The sequence below is a fragment of the Thermanaeromonas toyohensis ToBE genome (assembly GCF_900176005.1).
Classification (GTDB): domain Bacteria; phylum Bacillota; class DSM-521; order Neomoorellales; family Neomoorellaceae; genus Thermanaeromonas; species Thermanaeromonas toyohensis.
On sequence record NZ_LT838272.1, the window covers coordinates 554,941 to 572,910 of the forward strand.

17 protein-coding genes and 1 riboswitch are annotated in these 17,970 nt (G+C 45.1%); of the genes, 15 read left to right on the forward strand and 2 right to left on the reverse strand.

What is annotated here, in order from left to right; translation table 11 throughout:
* Nucleotides 1–1,713, reverse strand: a complete 1,713-nt coding sequence (locus B9A14_RS02705) for an ABC transporter permease (RefSeq protein ID WP_084663776.1) — start codon at nucleotides 1,711–1,713, stop codon at nucleotides 1–3.
* 72 nt (nucleotides 1,714–1,785) lie between these two features.
* Nucleotides 1,786–1,951: riboswitch (M-box (ykoK) riboswitch) on the reverse strand.
* Nucleotides 1,952–2,085: 134 nt separating this feature from the next.
* Between B9A14_RS02705 and B9A14_RS02710 the strand changes: the two genes are divergently transcribed.
* The 3 genes from B9A14_RS02710 (at nucleotide 2,086) to B9A14_RS02720 (ending at nucleotide 4,372) form a co-directional block, all read left to right on the forward strand.
* A complete protein-coding gene (locus tag B9A14_RS02710; protein WP_084663778.1) occupies nucleotides 2,086–2,325 on the forward strand; it encodes a hypothetical protein in 240 nt (79 codons plus the stop codon).
* Between the two features lie 89 nt (nucleotides 2,326–2,414).
* A complete protein-coding gene (locus tag B9A14_RS02715) occupies nucleotides 2,415–3,560 on the forward strand; it encodes a glycerate kinase (protein WP_084663780.1) in 1,146 nt (381 codons plus the stop codon).
* Nucleotides 3,561–3,637: 77 nt separating this feature from the next.
* On the forward strand, nucleotides 3,638–4,372 hold the full coding sequence (locus tag B9A14_RS02720) for an MBL fold metallo-hydrolase (RefSeq protein ID WP_084663782.1): 735 nt from the start codon (nucleotides 3,638–3,640) through the stop codon (nucleotides 4,370–4,372).
* Between the two features lie 129 nt (nucleotides 4,373–4,501).
* Here the strand turns inward: B9A14_RS02720 and B9A14_RS02725 are convergent, their stop codons facing one another.
* Nucleotides 4,502–4,798 carry a hypothetical protein gene (locus tag B9A14_RS02725; RefSeq protein ID WP_084663784.1) on the reverse strand — a complete coding sequence of 99 codons (297 nt, stop codon included), beginning with the start codon at nucleotides 4,796–4,798 and terminating at the stop codon, nucleotides 4,502–4,504.
* 233 nt (nucleotides 4,799–5,031) lie between these two features.
* Between B9A14_RS02725 and B9A14_RS02730 the strand changes: the two genes are divergently transcribed.
* The 12 genes from B9A14_RS02730 (at nucleotide 5,032) to B9A14_RS02785 (ending at nucleotide 17,877) form a co-directional block, all read left to right on the forward strand.
* The gene (locus tag B9A14_RS02730) at nucleotides 5,032–6,669 is read left to right on the forward strand and encodes a PucR family transcriptional regulator (protein ID WP_084663786.1); all 1,638 of its coding nucleotides are present in this window, start codon (nucleotides 5,032–5,034) and stop codon (nucleotides 6,667–6,669) included.
* Between the two features lie 135 nt (nucleotides 6,670–6,804).
* Entirely contained in the window at nucleotides 6,805–7,488 is a 684-nt protein-coding gene (locus B9A14_RS02735; protein ID WP_197686552.1) for a maleate cis-trans isomerase family protein, read from the forward strand.
* Nucleotides 7,489–7,548: 60 nt separating this feature from the next.
* Nucleotides 7,549–8,703: a 4Fe-4S binding protein gene (locus B9A14_RS02740; RefSeq protein ID WP_084663788.1), complete on the forward strand. Its 1,155-nt coding sequence runs from the start codon at nucleotides 7,549–7,551 to the stop codon at nucleotides 8,701–8,703.
* 11 nt (nucleotides 8,704–8,714) lie between these two features.
* Nucleotides 8,715–9,599, forward strand: a complete 885-nt coding sequence (locus tag B9A14_RS02745) for a DUF6282 family protein (protein ID WP_084663790.1) — start codon at nucleotides 8,715–8,717, stop codon at nucleotides 9,597–9,599.
* Nucleotides 9,600–9,605: 6 nt separating this feature from the next.
* Nucleotides 9,606–11,390 (forward strand): molybdopterin cofactor-binding domain-containing protein, encoded by a 1,785-nt coding sequence (locus tag B9A14_RS17875; RefSeq protein ID WP_084663792.1) that lies wholly within the window; start codon nucleotides 9,606–9,608, stop codon nucleotides 11,388–11,390.
* Nucleotides 11,387–12,373 (forward strand): xanthine dehydrogenase family protein molybdopterin-binding subunit, encoded by a 987-nt coding sequence (locus B9A14_RS17880; RefSeq protein ID WP_084663794.1) that lies wholly within the window; start codon nucleotides 11,387–11,389, stop codon nucleotides 12,371–12,373. Before B9A14_RS17875 ends, B9A14_RS17880 begins: the two co-directional genes overlap by 4 nt.
* A 15-nt stretch (nucleotides 12,374–12,388) precedes the next feature.
* Nucleotides 12,389–13,252: an FAD binding domain-containing protein gene (locus tag B9A14_RS02760; protein WP_084663796.1), complete on the forward strand. Its 864-nt coding sequence runs from the start codon at nucleotides 12,389–12,391 to the stop codon at nucleotides 13,250–13,252.
* Nucleotides 13,253–13,277: 25 nt separating this feature from the next.
* A complete protein-coding gene (locus B9A14_RS02765; RefSeq protein ID WP_084663798.1) occupies nucleotides 13,278–14,150 on the forward strand; it encodes a branched-chain amino acid ABC transporter permease in 873 nt (290 codons plus the stop codon).
* A 6-nt stretch (nucleotides 14,151–14,156) separates the two neighbouring features.
* Nucleotides 14,157–15,152, forward strand: coding sequence for a branched-chain amino acid ABC transporter permease (locus B9A14_RS02770; RefSeq protein WP_084663800.1), 996 nt, complete (start codon nucleotides 14,157–14,159; stop codon nucleotides 15,150–15,152).
* The gene (locus B9A14_RS02775; protein ID WP_084663802.1) at nucleotides 15,139–15,918 is read left to right on the forward strand and encodes an ABC transporter ATP-binding protein; all 780 of its coding nucleotides are present in this window, start codon (nucleotides 15,139–15,141) and stop codon (nucleotides 15,916–15,918) included. The genes B9A14_RS02770 and B9A14_RS02775 overlap by 14 nt, the downstream gene beginning before the upstream one ends.
* The gene (locus tag B9A14_RS02780) at nucleotides 15,902–16,612 is read left to right on the forward strand and encodes an ABC transporter ATP-binding protein (RefSeq protein ID WP_084663804.1); all 711 of its coding nucleotides are present in this window, start codon (nucleotides 15,902–15,904) and stop codon (nucleotides 16,610–16,612) included. The genes B9A14_RS02775 and B9A14_RS02780 overlap by 17 nt, the downstream gene beginning before the upstream one ends.
* Nucleotides 16,609–17,877, forward strand: coding sequence for an ABC transporter substrate-binding protein (locus tag B9A14_RS02785; protein ID WP_157109754.1), 1,269 nt, complete (start codon nucleotides 16,609–16,611; stop codon nucleotides 17,875–17,877). The genes B9A14_RS02780 and B9A14_RS02785 overlap by 4 nt, the downstream gene beginning before the upstream one ends.
* Nucleotides 17,878–17,970: the final 93 nt, after the last annotated feature.

The window sequence follows — 17,970 nt, forward strand, 5'->3', positions numbered from 1 at the left end:
TCACTCTTCCGCCTCGAACGAGAACTTGGCTGCAGCCCATTCATAAAGCCTGCGCCAGAAAAAACGATTTAACAGCACGATGACGAGGACCATGGTCATAAGGCTAGACCATATTACTTGGAAATTTCCACTAATATACATAGCCTTATCTAAAAGGGATCCAATACCGAAAGTCATATAGGTTTGGCCAGCATATACTACATACTCAGAAACAATAAGGGCATTCCAGCCCCCTCCCCAGGCAGTAATACTTCCTGTAACGAGGGAAGGAATGAGGGCGGGAAAGACTACCCGGCGTAAATATTTAGAACCCCGTAGGCCGAAAACCATGGCGGCTTCTTTCATATCCCGGGGAATACTTTTTACACCAGCTATTAGGTTAAACAGGAGATACCATTGCATACCAGTAAGAACCAATAAAATGGCCGCTAGCTCCATACCCCCGGTAAACCCTACCAAAAGGAAAACAATAATGGGGAATAAAGCGGTGGCTGGTACCGAGGCCAGTACTTCAAAAACAGGTACAAGGACTTCGTAGGCCCTCTCATTATGTCCTATCCAGATGGCTACCGGCAGAGTCCAAAGCAAGGACAAAACATAGGCTGCTAAAAGGCGCAAGAAGGAGTAAAAGATGGCTTGGGGGATGGTAAAGATTTCTGCCTGCCAGGGCTGCAAAAAGAGACCTATTAAGGCTATGAGCCCCCGAAGAAGAGAGTAGGCCAGTAACAAAATCAATCCCCAAGAAATAATGCGGCCTACCCAAGGGAAGTATAAACGCCCGGGAAACTTAGAACCTAAAGAAACTATAACCCTTCCCAGGGCGCTTCCACTAGCCAGTATCAGTCTCCTTAACTCGCGAAAGACCGGGGCTTCATACCATAACCGGTAACCCCAACCTTTGGGGATCTGTCGTCCACCGCCGGTCTCAAACTCGTACTTGAAATTTTCCGCCCAGGTAGAAAGGGGATGCCAGATAAAAGTATTCATAAGGGTAATTATGGCTACCAGCGCCAAAAGGCCAGCCATAGTTAGACCTAGTTCCCCTTCTTCTGCGGTCCGTATTAGATAGCTACCGAGACCGGGCAAGGAGTATTCCACCGGGCCTATAGTTATGATCTCAGCGGCGATGAGAAAATACCAACCACCGCTCCAAGAAAGAATACTGTTATACACTAGCTTGGGGATACCCGCTGGAAGATAAAGCTTTAGAAACCGGCGCCATCCAGTAACCCGGTAAGCATCTGCTGCCTCCTTTAGTTCACCGGGAATGGTGGTTATAGCTTCATAAAACCCAAAGGTCATGTTCCAGGCTTGGCTGGTGAAGATCAAAAAAATAGAGGCTAGCTCAATACCCCAAATACTGCCGCGGAATAAGTTGACAAAAAAATAAATAGCCGCGGGGAAAAATCCTAAAATGGGTACTGATTGAAGTACATCGAGAACGGGAAGCAAGATTTTTTCCGCCCTGGCGTCAGTGGCTGCCTTATAACCATAAGCAAGGGAAAATATTAAAGATAGAAAATAAGCTGCCAGCATACGCAAGAAAGAGCGCAGGGCATAATAGGGAAGTATTCCCAAGCTGACTAGGACAGTAGTTTGCCCGGCCAGCTCGGTTATCCGATGCCCGTGATAAGCAAAATAAGCAAAGGCACTAAGGAGCGCTACCGCCACCACAGTTAAACTCAGATTACCAGCCCTTCTCAACACCTTCACCCACTTCTTATAGCCTCCGATATTTAGACTTCTTATAGATAAAAAAGTCCTCCCGAGCAGGAAGACTTAAAATTTATCCCCCACTCGTTGAGCTTTGGCTCATGCATAGCTAGAGATTCCTCTCAGCCACATTAGGTAAAACCTTAAGCCGGTAATACCTGTTGACCCATTGGCGTCTTTCGACGTTTCCGGGCAGTGGCTTTTGTCTATGCAGTAGCCTCACCTAACGAGGAAATATATATGCAATTGTCGTTCTCATTATAGTTTAACGGAATCAAGCTAGTCAAGGAAAAATCTTAGCTCAAATAAGGCGGCTAGTGGGAGGGTACATTAAAAAGTGAGACTCAAGTTTTTGGAAGGGGACAAGGTGATATGGCTGATATAACGTTATGGATGGGCCCTTTCATCAGCCAGAAAGACGTAGAGCGGGTACAGGATATTTTACCCCATATAGGAGACGGGGATCATCTCACTATCTCTATGGAGGCGGCTGACGCCCACCAAGCAGATTCTATAATACGCTTGCTAGACGAATACGGCTTTAATTACCAAAGTCGGGGGGACAGTGATGGCCACACGTATCATATAGTGGCCTGTAGGCGGCCAAAGTAAATTAAAAATCATGCTCTTAAGCAGGTTTTTACCCCAGGGATAGCGAACTTTCCTTTGTAACAAAAAACGCCTCCCTGGGGGGATAAGGAATGAAGCGCATTATAATTGCCCCGGATTCTTTTAAGGAAAGCTTAGACGCGCCCCAGGTGGCTAAAGCCATCGCCGCCGGAGTAAAAAAAGCCCTTCCGAATGTGGAAACAGTGGAAGTTCCCCTGGCGGATGGGGGGGAGGGGCTTACGGCTACTTTAGTAGCCGCTACTGGAGGGAAACTTATAGAAACAGTTGTTACGGGGCCACTAGGCGAGCCAGTAACCGCCCGATGGGGTCTTTTGGGAGATGGCCACACAGCAGTGGTGGAGATGGCCCAGGCTTCTGGCCTTCCCCTTGTTCCTAAAGAAAAGCGCAACCCCCTTTTTACTACTACCTATGGAACAGGAGAGTTAATCCGCGAGGCTCTGGCTTCTGGGTGTCAACGGTTGATAGTAGGTATAGGAGGTAGCGCTACCAATGATGGCGGCGCGGGTATGGCCCAAGCCTTAGGGGTAAAGCTTTTAGATGAAGCTGGCCGCGACATCCCTTGGGGTGCCGTGGGGCTAGAGAAACTTCAGCATATTGATATGCAGAGCCTTTTCCCGCGGGTAAAAGAAGTAGAAATATTAGTAGCCTGCGATGTGGATAATCCCCTCTGCGGCCCGCGGGGGGCTTCGGCCGTGTATGGTCCTCAGAAGGGGGCTACCCCCGAAATGATACCTAGGTTAGATGCCGCCCTGGCCCGCCTCGCTGATATAATAGCCCGGGATTTGGGGATAGAGGTACGTGATCTTCCTGGCGCTGGGGCTGCCGGGGGCCTGGGTGCCGGGCTGGTGGCTTTTTTAGGGGCCACTTTACGTAGGGGCATTGAGCTAGTGATGGAAACTGTAAACCTGGAAGGGATCTTGGCAGCAGGGGCGGACCTAGTGATAACAGGAGAAGGCGAAATAAATCGGCAGACGGCTTATGGGAAAGTTCCTACTGGTGTGGCTAAGGTGGCCGGGAAATATGGTATTCCGGTGGTGGCCCTGGTAGGTTCCATCGGCGAAGGTGCCGAAGCCGTATATGAACATGGAATTAAAGCGTATATGAGCATAGTCCCCCGGCCGGTTCCCTTATCCTATTGCTTAGAAAATGCAGCTACTTTACTTCTTGATGCAGCCGAAAGGCTGATCCGCCTGCTCACCGTTCTATCCACTGGATAGGATAGAAACTCTTACTAAGTAAGGCCTGGATATACTAATGTACTTAGTAGTGGGCAGTATGAGGAGGGTTAAATTCTATGCGCTTGATTATCCTTGGATGCTACACTCCTTACCCTCCCCCAGGGGGAGCCTGCCTGGGATACCTCCTTAAGGGAGAAAAAACCCAGGTTCTCTTGGAGTTCGGAAGCGGCGTTATGGCCCGGTTGCAGGAGTTCATTCCCTTCTGGGAATTGGACGCTATACTCCTTTCCCACCTGCACGGGGATCACATGAGCGACCTTGGTGTTTACCGTTATGCCGCAGATCAGGCTATAATAGAAGGAAAAAGGAGAAGCCCTATACCTGTCTGGGCTTTACCAGAGCCAGAAGAGGTATTTGCTACCTTTACCTACAAGGAAGCCTTAAGAAGTCAGAAGATAGAGCCTGGCCAAGAGATTACCATAGGAGAGTTCACCTTTACGTTTCTTCTTACCCGACATGCTCTTCCCTGTGTAGCTATGCGCATAACTGACGGTAATAAAACCTTGGTCTATACTGGGGATACAGAATACTTTGGGGAGCTGGTTGACTTCGCCAAGGGAGCCGACCTATTGCTGGCGGAAGCTACATATCTTGGGGTAGACTTAGAGACAGGAGCCACAGGTCACCTATCAGCCGGTCAGGCCGCCCAGATAGCTCATGAGGCAGGGGTGAAAAGACTCATCCTTACCCACCTGCGTTCCTGGTATAAGGTTAGTGACTTACTGGGAGAAGCTAGAGGTTTATTCCCGTATTCCCAGGTGGCAGTAGAAAGGGCTATAGTGGAAGTCTGACTTTATAAACCCCTGGGATACTAAAAGCCCCGGATAACCGGGGCTTTAAACTTATAATGCGCAGGCCATTTTCTTAAAGCCCACCTGGAACCCAGAACTAACAGAGTTTAAAGTTTACGAGGTACAAACTTAGTCATTGGGGATTTCTACGCTACATACTTGCTTTAGGGGAATTATGATAGCCTCTACAAGTTCTTCCAAGACAATAGTGCCACCAGAGATGGTGAAAACTTGGATCTTTTCTTCTTGAGGTGCTTCAAGCTCGAGAAAGTCCCTGCCCACTAGGGTCAGGGTCCCTCCCACTGCTTTTTTGCAGCACTCACCGCAAAAGAATTCGACGTTGACCACCTTATCTTGGAACCGCCGTACTAGCCTTACGATAAAATTCTCAAAGGTCAACCGCTGGATCTGTACGTTTTCGGCCAAGGTAAACCTCCTCCCTTACAAGTAATTCCTTGGTAACCTTTACTATCATAAATATGAGCAAACCCCGGTTGGGGTTACTTTTTTACTTAAAGATTAAGATTTAATTCTGCTTGTTTCTTCATTTTTTACCTGATATTTTAAAAAGTGGGGGTGAGTAATTTAGAAAAAAGAACTTAAGGTGAAGCTCTAGATTATAGATATAGAACTAGAACAAAAAGGTGGGTGGAATAGGAATGCCCCTTACCGTCCGGCAAGCTTTGAATATAGGGCCCCTACGGCGGGCACGCGTAATTGCCGGTACTCAGGGATTGGAAAACGAGATAACTTTTGTAAACATTATGGAGGTCCCTGAAGTAGCTCGGTGGATGAAAGGTGGCGAGCTATTATTAACTGCTGGTTATGCCTTAAAAGACAATCCCCAGTTGCGCCAGAGGATTGTATATGACTTGGTTGGTAAGGGTGTAGCTGCTTTTGGGATTAAGCCGGGCCAGTATCTTCATAATGTGCCGGAAGATATGGCAGAACATGCCGATAAGATGGGTTTGCCTTTACTTGAGATCCCGCCTGATGTTCCTTACATGGATATTATGCTACCTATATTTGAATTGCTAATTAACGAACAACTTTACCGGCATCGCCGGGCTGAAGAAATTCACGATCTTCTTCTTAATGTACTGCTTGGCGGGACTGGCCTGCAAGGTGTCTGCAAAGCCCTGGCCCAGTTTACTACTAATCCTGTCTTTATCTTTAGCCATGGGGCTTGCCTAGGGGCTGGTTATCCTCCTTTACCTAATGGGCAGCTCTTGCCTGCCTATGGGGATATCTTGGAAGTTATTTTTAAGGAAACTTCAAAAGAATTAAGAGAGTTACCTCCCCACCGTGCAGCTCTATTACGTTTAAGGCCTGACTTGCCGGAAAGCGTTGTTGTACCGGTCGCTACCCAAGGAAGTATCGATGGTTATTTAGTTATTCTCCAAAGCAATCGTCAGTTAGATGATGTAGAAATACGAGGGATTGAAGCAGGGGCTACCATAGTGGCACTGGAGTTTGCCAAAGAGAAGGCTGTGGCAGAAACAGAACTCCGTCTTCGGGGAGAGCTACTTGAGGAGTTACTAGAGAGGAGAATAGAAAACCCTGAAATAATAATGAAACGAGCTGCTTGTTTGGGTATAAACTTGGCTGGTAAACTGGCAGTATTAATAGTGGGTTTTGACCCGGGATACCAGGTATCTAATTACCGGCTGGACCTCCAGTCCGAGATAATTCATCTCTTGCGCTCTCGTTTCTCGCACCACCCAGGAGGTATATTGGTGGTAAGCAAGGGGAATCAAGTAGTAGGGTTGTTACGCTTCTATGCTGACACGGAAAAGGAATTGTCTAGGCGTTTACGGGAAATTTTGAGTTTAGCCAGGGCCAGGTTTCCCCGGGTAAGGATGGCCATAGGCGTGGGTAGGCCATATGAAGGCTTACACTATATTAGAACTTCTTATGATGAGGCCCAGCTGGCCTTAAAGGTTGCTTGGGAAAGGGGAAGCCCAGGGGAACCAGTATTTTTTACCGAGCTAGGGGCGTGGCGTATACTTTTTAATCTTAAAGAGCTTCCTTCTGTACACGAGTTTTGCCAGGAATATATCGGCAAGCTCCAGGATTATGATGCTCAAAATAATACCGACTTGGTGGGTACGCTGGCTTGCTATTTACAAAATGATGGTAACTTGCGTAAAACCGCCCAAGCTCTATTTGTCCATAAAAACTCTGTTATTTACCGTATAAAAAAGATTGAAGAAATCACGGGGCTTAATTTAAACGAAGCAGAAAATCGATTTGCCCTAATGATGGCCTTAAAGTTAGCTCAGTTAATTTCAGGGTAAAAGGGTTAATAGTACCTCAGGTATAACCTGAGGTCTTTTTATTTGTACTATTGGCCCAAAGGTAAAGATTAATGTGGCGCAGAACTATTTTAACGTCCTTTTAAAGGGAGGGTTTTGATAGAGGAGGGCAGTAAGTTGCACCAACGCTTAGGTTTAATAGTTCCTTCTTCAAATTCAGTTATGGAGGTCGACTTTTACCGCAATTTACCACATCACATTACCCTTCATGTGGCACGTATGTATCTAAAAGATACTACGGTCGAAGGTGAAGAGGAAATGCTTGATATACATTTTCCTCGCGCCTTACAAGATTTAGTTACTGTACAACCTCATGCTATTGTTTTTGGTTGTACTTCTGCAGGAGCACTGAGGGGTAATGCATATGATAAGGAATTATGCCGGCAGATAAGTGAAGTAGCCGGTTGCCCAGCGGTTAGTACTGTTGCCAGCGTAAGGGTTACTTTAAAGAATCGCGGTATTAAAAGGGTAGCGGTGGTTACCCCATATGTAGATGCTTTAAATTATCGGATTGAGCAGAGCTTAAGGGATGATGGATTGGAAGTAGTTGTTATTGCTGGCTTGGGGATCGATTATAATTTTGCTATTGCAGATGTACCCCCAGAAGAAATTTTGGCTTTTGCCTTAAAGACTATAGATAAACATAGCGCGGAAGGTATCTTTATTTCCTGTACTAACTTTCGGGCTATGGAGATTAAAGATCGGTTGGAATACTTAACTGGTTTACCTGTAGTTACTAGTAATCAGGCTGCGCTGGAAGAAGCTTTGAGAGTTTTAAGTGACATTGAAACTCATAAATAAATGCAAATATAGATTATAATTTATCACTATCAACAAACACTATCAAAGAGGTGTATATAAGTGGCGGAACTACAAGTAAATTTTGCAGGAGTAAATTTTCGCAACCCTTTAGTGCTGGCTTCAGCTACACCTGGCTGGGATGGATTAAGGTTAAAAAAAGCAGGAGAGGCAGGGTTTGGGGCTGTAATACCCAAAACCATTGGCCCTATTCAGGACTGGGCTGTTCATCCCCGGAATGGTCGCTTGTTTCTTTACCGTGTAGGGAACCGGCCTGTCGGAATGATTAACCTGGAATTATTTACTACCAAAACCCGAGAAGAATGGATCGCCCGAGATCTGGCTTTGGCTCGCGAAGGTGGGGCGAAGATATTTGCTAGCATCTTGGCCATGCCAGAACCGGAACAGACTGCGGAATTAGCCAGTCAAGTAGAGGCTACTGGTTTAGTAGATCTTTTTGAGTTAAATGTTTCTTGTCCGATGCCCGCTTCTACAGTAGGTATGCACATTGGAAAAAATCCTGAGCTAACCTACCGGCAGGTTAAAGCGGCTAAAGGAGCTATTAAATTACCTCTCTCAGTTAAATTGACCCCTAACGTAGCGGATATGGTGGAAATTGCCCAGGCGGCAGTGGAGGCTGGGGTTGATGCCATTACCATTAGTAATTCAATCCGCTCTTTTGCCGGCGTAGATATTGAAACTGGTAGACCTTATCTAAGGGGTTATGGTGGTTATACCGGCCCGGCTATAAAGCCCATTATTATGCGCCATTTCTCGGAAGTAGCCAGGGCTGTGAAAGTACCCCTTTCTGCTGTGGGTGGTGTAAGTAGCTGGCGCGAAGTGGTGGAATATATCATGCTGGGGGCCACCACTGTCCAGATCGCAACAACTATCATGTGGGAAGGCTTAGGCAAAGTCCAGAAGATCTTGGACGGCTTATCCGAGTTTATGGACCGCAAGGGCTACCGTACCATTGAAGATTTCCGCGGTATCGCGCTGCCGTATATAAAGACTGTTGAAGAGCTGGCCCAGGAACCTCCTCGTTTTGCTACCATCGATCAAGAGCGTTGCAATAACTGTGATATTTGCTCCAGGGTATGCTTTTATGGTGCCATCCGCCAAGAAGAAGGCCGGACATGGGCAGACAAAGCATCATGTGATGGGTGTGGCTTATGCGTCCAGTGGTGCCCTGTTGGAGCTATTGAACTTAAGGAATAGGTGGTTATCCTATGCTGGTAAATCTTCAGGGTGCTATCGATCTCCATGTCCATACCTACCCTTGCCTATTCCCGCGGCTCTGCGATGATTACACGGCTGTGGTAGCTGCTGCCCAGGCGGGAATGGGGGGTATGGTGCTCAAATGTCATCATGAAAGCACCGTCTCCCGGGCCAGGGAGGTAGGCCGCCAGGTAGAAGGGTTTAAGGTTTATGGAGGGATAGTTCTAAATACTTATGTAGGCGGCATCAACCCGGCTGCCGTGGAAGCGGCCCTAAAGATGGGCGGTAAAATCGTCTGGATGCCTACTATTGATGCGGCCTACCACGCCAGGGTTCACGGCTCGCGGGGTAGATATGATGTACAGGAAGGGGGAAATACTGGCCGGCCAGGCGAACAGGAAGGAATTACCATATGGGATAACGAAAAGAATATTACTCCGAACACATTAGAAGTATTAGACTTGGTGGCCCAATATGATGCCATTTTAGGTACTAGCCATCTTTCTCCCGAGGAAATTTACGAATTAGTTAAAGCCGCACGGGGAAGAGGGGTTAAAAAAATCCTAATAACCCACCCCTTTTTCAAAGTGCCCAAGTTATCACTACAAGAGCTTAAGGAATTGGTGGAGCTAGGAGCCATCGCTGAGTTTGGCTACTGTACTATTTCCCCTATGTGGCATTACGCCACTATCGAGGAAGTTTTTATCGCCCTAAAAACTATTGGTATAGAGAACGCTGTCTTGATGAGCGATGCCGGCCAGAGGCATAATCCTTTCCCCCATGAGGCTTTGCGAATTTTTGCCCAGTGCTTGTATGAAAAAGGATTGAGTGAGAAAGAAATACGCCATCTCACCGTAGAAAAGCCGGCAGAACTTCTGGGAGAGGAAGTGAGGTGAGGTTAGGTGTCCGGTCGCCAGATCAGCTTAATTGTTAATGGGCAGCGGGTAACTGCTACAGTGGACCCAGGGCTAACCTTGCTCCGTTTCTTACGGGAAAACTTGAGATTAACCGGTACCAAGGAAGGTTGCGGTCAGGGTGAATGTGGTGCCTGTACGGTGCTGGTTAATAACCAGGCGGTGAATTCCTGTTTAATTCCCGTAGTGGCCGTAGATGGCTGTGAAGTGGTTACCATTGAAGGATTAGCCCGCGATGGGGAGTTGGATCCTCTCCAACAGGCTTTTATCGATGAAGGTGCTATCCAGTGTGGTTTCTGCACGCCAGGTGCTATTATGTCAGCTAAGGCCTTGCTTTTATCCAATCCTAAACCCACGGAAGAAGAAATTAGGGAAGCATTATCCGGTAACTTATGCCGCTGCACAGGTTACCAGAAAATAATTCGCGCCGTTAAAGTGGCTTCTGGCCAGATCCCTCCGATAGAAGTATCACCCTCTTCTAGTTATAGCATTATCGGCCAGAAAGTGCGCCGCCGCGACGCAGTGGAAAAAGCCACGGGGAAAGCTGTTTATGCCGATGATATTTCCTTACCTGGGATGCTTTACGGGAAAGCTTTGCGGAGCGCTTATGCCCATGCCCTCCTCAAAGGGATAGATTATTCACGTGCCCAAAAAATCCCCGGGGTTGTAGCTATATTAACGGCACGGGATATCCCCGGCATTAACCGTTATGGCCTCGTGTATTTGGACCAGCCGGTACTGGCCGATGATAAGGTTCGATGTGTAGGAGATGCAGTAGCGCTGGTAGTAGCAGAAAGCGAGAAGGCAGCAGAAGAAGCGCTGGAGCTTATTAAAGTAGACTACGAGGAACTACCGGGTGTATTTTCGGCAGAGGAAGCCTTGCGACCTGGTGCCCCTTTGGTACATGAGAAGGGAAATCTGGTTCAGCACACCAAGGTTAGAAAAGGGGATGTAGAAAAAGGCTTTAGTCAAAGTGACGTTATAGTAGAAAGGACTTTTCGAACCCAAGCCGTTAAACATATCTATCTAGAGCCAGAATGTAGCGTTGCCGCTATAGATCACCAGGGAAATCTCACTGTATGGACTTCTACCCAGTATGTCTTCCGCGACCGGCGGCAGATCGCTCCCGTTCTAGGCCTGCCAGTGAATAAAGTAAGGGTGGTACAAATGACCACCGGCGGGGGCTTTGGAGGTAAAGATGATATTACTACAGAAATTTTGGCTGGCTTAGCTGCCTTAAAAACAGGTCGCCCGGTTAAAGTTCGTTTTACCCGGGAAGAGTCCATGCGGGGGGCTGCCACCAAGCGCCATCCCATGACTATTAAGGCACGTTTAGGAGCTAGCCGGGAGGGGAAGTTGCTGGCGCTGGAAGGGGAGATTTACGCCGATACGGGTGCTTATGTTTCCCTTGGCGTTTATGTAGTAAAAAAGGCTGGTCTCCATCTCAGCGGGCCCTATTATATTCCCAACATTAAAGTAGACACCTATACGGTTTATACTAACAATCCCCCATCCGGAGCCATGCGCGGTTTTGGTGTAGTACAGGCAGCCTTTGTGCATGAGTCTCTCATGGACCTTCTGGCGGAAAAGCTGGGGATGGATCCCTGGGAGATTAGGTACAAAAACGCTCTAGAGCCGGGGTTAAGTACCGGTACAGGTCATGTCTTAAAGCATGGTGTAGGTATTAAGGCTACTCTACGGGCCGTCAAGGAATATTTAGAAGCGCATCCATTAGAAGAGGGTGCTCCCGAGGTGGGGGTGAAACAGAAATGAAAAAGAGGGGTATAGGATATGGTTGCATGATGTATGCTATAGGTTTTGGTTTTGGTCGACCAGATAATGCGGCTGCTTCAGTAGAGATAGGGGAGGATGGAACGGTCACGGTACTGAGCGGTTGTGCAGATATGGGTCAAGGCTCGACTGAGATGATCGCCTTGATTGTGGCAGAAGAACTGGGTATTTTGCCTGAAGATGTGCAAATTTTTACCGCTGATACGGCCACTACTCCTGATGCGGGTCCCAGCACAGCTAGCAGGCAAACTTACGTTACTGGGCATGCTGCCAAGAAAGCAGCGGCTGAAGTAAAGGAGAGCCTTATTGAGAGCGCCGCGGAACTACTAGGGGTTAAACCGGAAGGCATTACCTTTAGGAACAGGGAAGTGTACTATAACGGAGAAAAAACCCGGCTGACTATGGCTGAGGTAGCTGCTCATTGCCGACGTACAGGCCGCAAATTTATCGGTTGGGGATGGCATAACATCACCACCCCTGACGTAGATCCAGAAACCAATCAAGGAGATGCCTATGCTGCTTATACCTTTGCTACCCAGGCAGCTGAAGTGGAAGTAGATACAGAAACAGGAGAGGTAACTGTTTTGCGGGTAGTGGCTGCCCACGATGTAGGAAGAGCTATCAATCCCTTAGCCATTGAAGGTCAGATCGAAGGTGGGGTAGCCATGGGGCTGGGTTATGCCCTTATAGAGGAACTAATTTTAGACCAGGGTCGACCTTTAACTCCAACACTAGCGGAGTACTTGATACCTGCAGCCCAGGATGTGCCGCCTGTTGTCAGCCTAATTGTAGAAGAAGAGGAACCTACAGGTCCCTTTGGAGCTAAGGGAGTTGGCGAGCCACCTAATATCCCTACAGCGCCAGCTATTATTAATGCTATTTATAACGCGGTAGGGGTAAGAATTACTGAATTGCCTGCGACACCAGAAAAGATTCGGCGGCAATTAAAGGAGAAAGGCTATTAATTTGGAGGTGGAGATATGTGGGAAGAGTATTATCGTCCTTCTACCTTAGAGGAAGCTTTAGAGATACTTGCCTCGTGTAAAGGAGAAGCAAGGGTTATAGCTGGCGGAACTGATCTGATACTGGATATTAAAAAGGGTAGCAAAAAAGCCAAGTACTTGGTTGATATTCGGAATATCGACGGGATAAATGTTATCGAAGAAAAAGGAGATAAACTTTATCTGGGCGCTGGTGTTACTCATACTCAAGCAGCAACTAGTCCCTTAGTAAGAAACAAAGCCACTGCTCTAGCTGAGGCCGCTTCACAGGTGGGGAGTGTGCAAATTCGTAATGTAGGTACCATAGTAGGAAATATTGTTAATGCCCAACCTGCGGCTGATACTGCAGTGGCCCTGGTAGCCTTGGAAGCGGAAGCAGAGATAGCCTTCACGGATGGTAGTAAACAGCTAGTAAAGGTAGAGGAGCTATATGAGGGGCCAGGGAAATCCAAAGTAGATAGTACTTCCAGTATAGTGACAGGTATATATATTCCGTTACGAGAGAGAAGCAAATCGGTGTTTAAACGACTGGCACGCCGGAAGAGTTTAGCTTTACCTGTAATAAATGTGGCAGTAACAGTAGTACTGGAAGAAGGAAATCGTGTTTCTTATGCTGGAGTAGCTGCTGGACCAGTTGGACCCCAACCTCAGCGGCTAAAAGAAGTAGAGGAATTTCTCTGGGGGAAGGTTCTTACAGCTTCTGTGATAAAGGAAGCCGCTCAGCTAGCAGCAAGGTTAGCCCAGCCTAGGGATTCGGTGCTACGAGGTAGCAAGGAATATCGAAGAGAACTATTGCGGGTATTAATTACTCGCAGTTTGCAGTCACTGGCTACTACAGCTTAATAAAAGAGAGGGATTTTAAGAAATTATGGAAGGTTTGGCTCAATCTATAGCTAACGGAATTATTATTAGTGGCACCTATGCCTTGTTAGCGGTAGGATTAACCTTGATTTTTGGATTTATGGAACTAGTAAACTTTGCCCATGGAGAATTATATATGTTAGGCGCTTACTTTACCTTTACTTTTACTGTGCTTTTAGGATTTCCTTATTGGGTTGCTTTATTACTTTCGATAATTAGTGTAATGGTATTGGCCTATATACTCGATTTAGCTTTATTTCGCCCCTTAAGAGATCAAGATATTTTAGTACGTATGTTAACTACAGTGGGTCTTATGGTTGCTTTTCAGAATTTAGCACTTCTTATATGGGATCCAGTACCTAAAAGGGTACCGGTTCCTCTTCAACTTCCACCGTTAATAATAGGTTCCATACATCTTTCTGCTCTTCATCTTATAGTAGTAGTGATAGCAATAATCCTAATTATTGGGTTTCATCTATTTATGCAATATACAAATATAGGAATGGCCATGAGAGCTACTTTTCAGGATCGTGAAGTAGCAAGTGCTTACGGAGTAGATGTTAATCGGGTTTATGGGTATACATTTGCTTTAGGTGCTGGGATGGCAGCAGCTGGAGGGGCGTTGCTTTCCACAATCTATCTTGTTACTCCCACAATGGGTTCTATGGCTACTACAAAAGCCTTTGCTGTAGTTATTCTGGGAGGCTTAGGAAATTTTGTGGGGGCTATAGTAGGAGCATTTATTTTAGGAATAAGTGAGACGTTAGCCGCTACTTATATTGCCTCAGGTTATAAGGATGCTATAGCTTTTATCTTACTAGTAATGATCTTGCTGCTTAAACCTGCAGGGATTCTGGGTAAGGCAAGAGGAGTGGAATAAAGTTTCATGAGAACATGGAAAAAGCTATTTTTAGCCTTAATAGCTACCCTGATACTTCTTCTATTACCCTGGATACTTCCGACTACCTATGCTTTACATGTCATTATCCTAGCTTTGGTATATGCGGTATTAGCTACAAGCTTAAATTTGGTCACCGGATATTCTGGCCTTTTATCTTTGGGTCACCAGGCATTTTTTGGTATCGGAGCTTATACTTCTGCTCTTTTGACTGTAGACCTACACCTTTCATTTCCCATAGCTTTTTTAGCAGCAGGGTGTTTAGCAGCTCTAGCGGCTTATATAATTGGTAGTATTACTTTACGTTTTCGTAGTGCCTACTTTGTTATAAGCACCATTGCCTTTGCAGAAATGTTACGCCTAATAAGTTTAAACTGGTATTCCTTGACTCGGGGGCCTTTGGGGATTACAAATATTCCCCCACCTAGCTTAGGAACCCTAATTTTCGATACCCCTGCTAAAGCATATTACCTTATCCTTATTATTACTTTGGGTGCGGTATTTATAGCCTATAGAATAGTTAGCTCTCAATTAGGAAGGGTATTAATAGGTTTGAGAGAAGCAGAGTATGTAGCTAAGGCTGTAGGAATAAACCCCCGAAAATATCTTATTCTTTCGGTTATAGTATCAGGTTTTATGGCCGGAATAGCAGGTAGTTTTTACGCTCATTATATTAAATTCCTTAGTCCCGATGTGTTCTACTTTGGGGTAGCAGTCAATTTGATAATTATGGTAATTGGAGGTGGAATTGGAACTATTGCGGGACCTATATTAGGAGCATTCATGTTTACTATTATCCCTGAATTATTAAGAGCTAGCGATCAATTTCGCCTTATAATATATGGAGTTGTCTTAATACTAGTTGTTAGGTTTCTTCCCGGTGGACTCTATTCATTATTTGTAAGCTTGTGGCGGAAATTCCTACCAGCCCAGACGACCTACTGTTGCGAAAAGGGTGGGATCCAGATTCATGGAGACGCTTAAAGTAGAGAATTTAGAAATAAGATTTGGAGGATTAGTAGCTATTAACAGTTTAAGTTTTGAAACAAGGGAAAAAGAAATACTTTCTATTATTGGTCCTAATGGAGCAGGGAAAACCACTCTATTTAATGCTATAACAGGATTTCTAAAACCTGCTCGAGGGAAAATATTTTGGAGGGATATAGATATAACTGGATTTCCTCCTTATCGCGTTACTGAATTAGGGATAGCCCGTACCTTTCAAAAGCGCAGCTTTTTTCCTGCTTTAACTGTTTTAGAGAATGTACTTTTAGGATGTCATCTAAAAAATTCAGTTTCCTTGGGAGAAGCATTATTAAAATACCCAGCCTTAAAAAAAGAACAATATGCTAAAGAATATGCTATGGAATTACTAGATTTTGTTGGTTTAAAAGGAAAAGAATATTTGTTGGCCTGCAATTTGCCTTATGGTGAACAACGCCTTTTAGGTATAGCTATAGCACTTGCTTCAAAACCCAAATTGCTACTATTAGATGAGCCTTGTGCAGGAAGCAATCCAGCTGAAAGTCAAAACATTACTCGTCTCATTGAAAATATAAAACACATGGGGATCACAGTGATTTTGGTAGAGCATCATATGCGTGTAGTTATGAGTATTTCCGATAGAATAATTGTTTTAAGTTCGGGAGAAAAATTGGCAGAGGGTTCAGCAAAAGAAATACAAGATAATCCTAAAGTAATAGAGGCTTACTTGGGAAGGAAGAGTGAGGGTAATGGCCTATTTACTTGAAGTAAAGGATCTTTGTGTAGGTTATTATAACGTACAAGTATTAACTGATATAAATTTTTACTTGCAACAAGGCGAAATTGTAGCACTTATCGGCTCTAATGGTACTGGGAAAAGTACCTTCCTTAAAACACTAATAGGATGGTTAACTCCTTGGAGGGGAGAGATAGTATTTCAAGGTAAAAAGCTTAATAATTTATTACCTCACGAAATTATTCGCCTTGGTATAGCCATATGTCCTGAAGGCCGGAGGGTATTTCCAGGGTTAACAGTATTAGAAAATTTAAAAATGGGTGCTTATACCCGCCAAGCTCAAGAATGGAGAGCCGACTTAGAGAAAGTGTTTAACTTATTTCCCCGCTTAGCGGAAAGAAAAAATCAACTAGCTGGGAGCCTAAGCGGGGGGGAACAGCAAATGTTAGCTTTAGGGAGAGCCCTAATGGCAAAACCCAAATTACTTTTAATAGATGAACTTTCTTTAGGGCTAGCACCAGTTATAGTAGAGAATTTAATAAACACGGTAAAAGAGATTAGAGAACAGGGAGTATCAATTCTTTTAGTAGAACAAAATGCCCAATTAGCTTTAGAAATTTCTAATCGAACATATGTTCTGGAAGGAGGGAGGATTGTTTTAAGTGGTTTAAGCCAGGAGTTGTTAAATGAAGAAAGCATTAAAAAAGCTTATTTAGGAATTTGAAAGGAGGGCTAGAGATGTTATTTTCACAAAAAAGGCGGGCGTTTTTAATCCTTTCCTGTTTATTGTGTCTCTTTTTAGTAACCCCAGGATGTGGTTCCTCAAAAGGTACAACTTCCGAACAAACCAAAGGTCAAGGGCCTAAAGGTGAGCCTATTAAAATTGGCTTGATTCAACCCTTAAGTGGTCCTGTGGCCGCTGCTGGTATAGCAGTTAAGAATGGAGCTTTTATTGCTAAAGATGAGATAAACGCAAGCGGAGGAATTAATGGGCGACCTATAGAGTTAATAGTAGAAGACAGTGCGAATGATCCAGCTACAGCTACTAATGCAGCCAACAAACTTATTACTCGAGATAATGTGTTAGCTATTATAGGAGCTTGGGGAAGCTCTCCTACATTAGCAGTAGTTCCCGTATGTAGAAATAATAAAGTTCCTCAACTCGTAGAGACAGCTAGTTCTTTTAAAGTTACTGACCGGAACGAACAGGGGAACGAATGGGTTTATAGACTTAATGCTCCTACCCGTATGGAAGCAGCAGCTATGAAAGAACATTTGGTCAAAGATCTGGGGTTCAAAAAGGTCATGTTTTTATCCGTCAATAACGACTGGGGTAGAGGGGCTATTTTAGATTATACTAAAGTCTTAAAAGAGACCGGAGGAGAAGTAGTTGGCCAAGAATTTTTTGAACAAGATGAAACTAATTTTACTCCCATTTTAACCAGAGTTAAAAATTCACCAGCTGATTCCATAATTTTAACCACTGATGCTGCTCAAGTTGCTTTAATTGCTGAGCAAGGTAGGAATATAGGTCTTACGCAAAAGATTTTAGTAACAGGAGGCAGTTGTTTCCTCGATAAAGTTATCAAACTCGTAGGTCCTAAGGCTGCTGAAGGGCTATATGCTAGTATGTTTTATGCTGGTGCTTATGATCCCAATAAGTCTGCTAATCCTGAAAAAGCTAAGTACTTTAATGAAGAATGGAAAAAACGAGGTTATGATTGGGTGGAAATAACAGAAGGTGCACGTGGGTATGATGCAGTAATGACTTTAGCTGAAGCTTTAAAGCAGCTACCCTCCCAAAACATTACTAGGGAAGGCATTCGCGAGGCACTAGCTAAGGTGAAACTAAAAGGGATTATCTTTGGAGATATTTCCTTTGGAGAATGGGGTAGCTTTATTAACCAGAACGCTGCTCCTGTTGCTATAGCGGTAGTTAAAAACGGTAAAGGCCAATTAGTTATGGATCCTGTAGTTCCCAAGCCTTAAATCTAGTAGGAGGGGGGCGGCTAGCCCCCTTCCTCGTACTATAGGGTAAGACTCCCGGAACGGCAAAGATAGCCAATGGAGGGCTGAAACAGG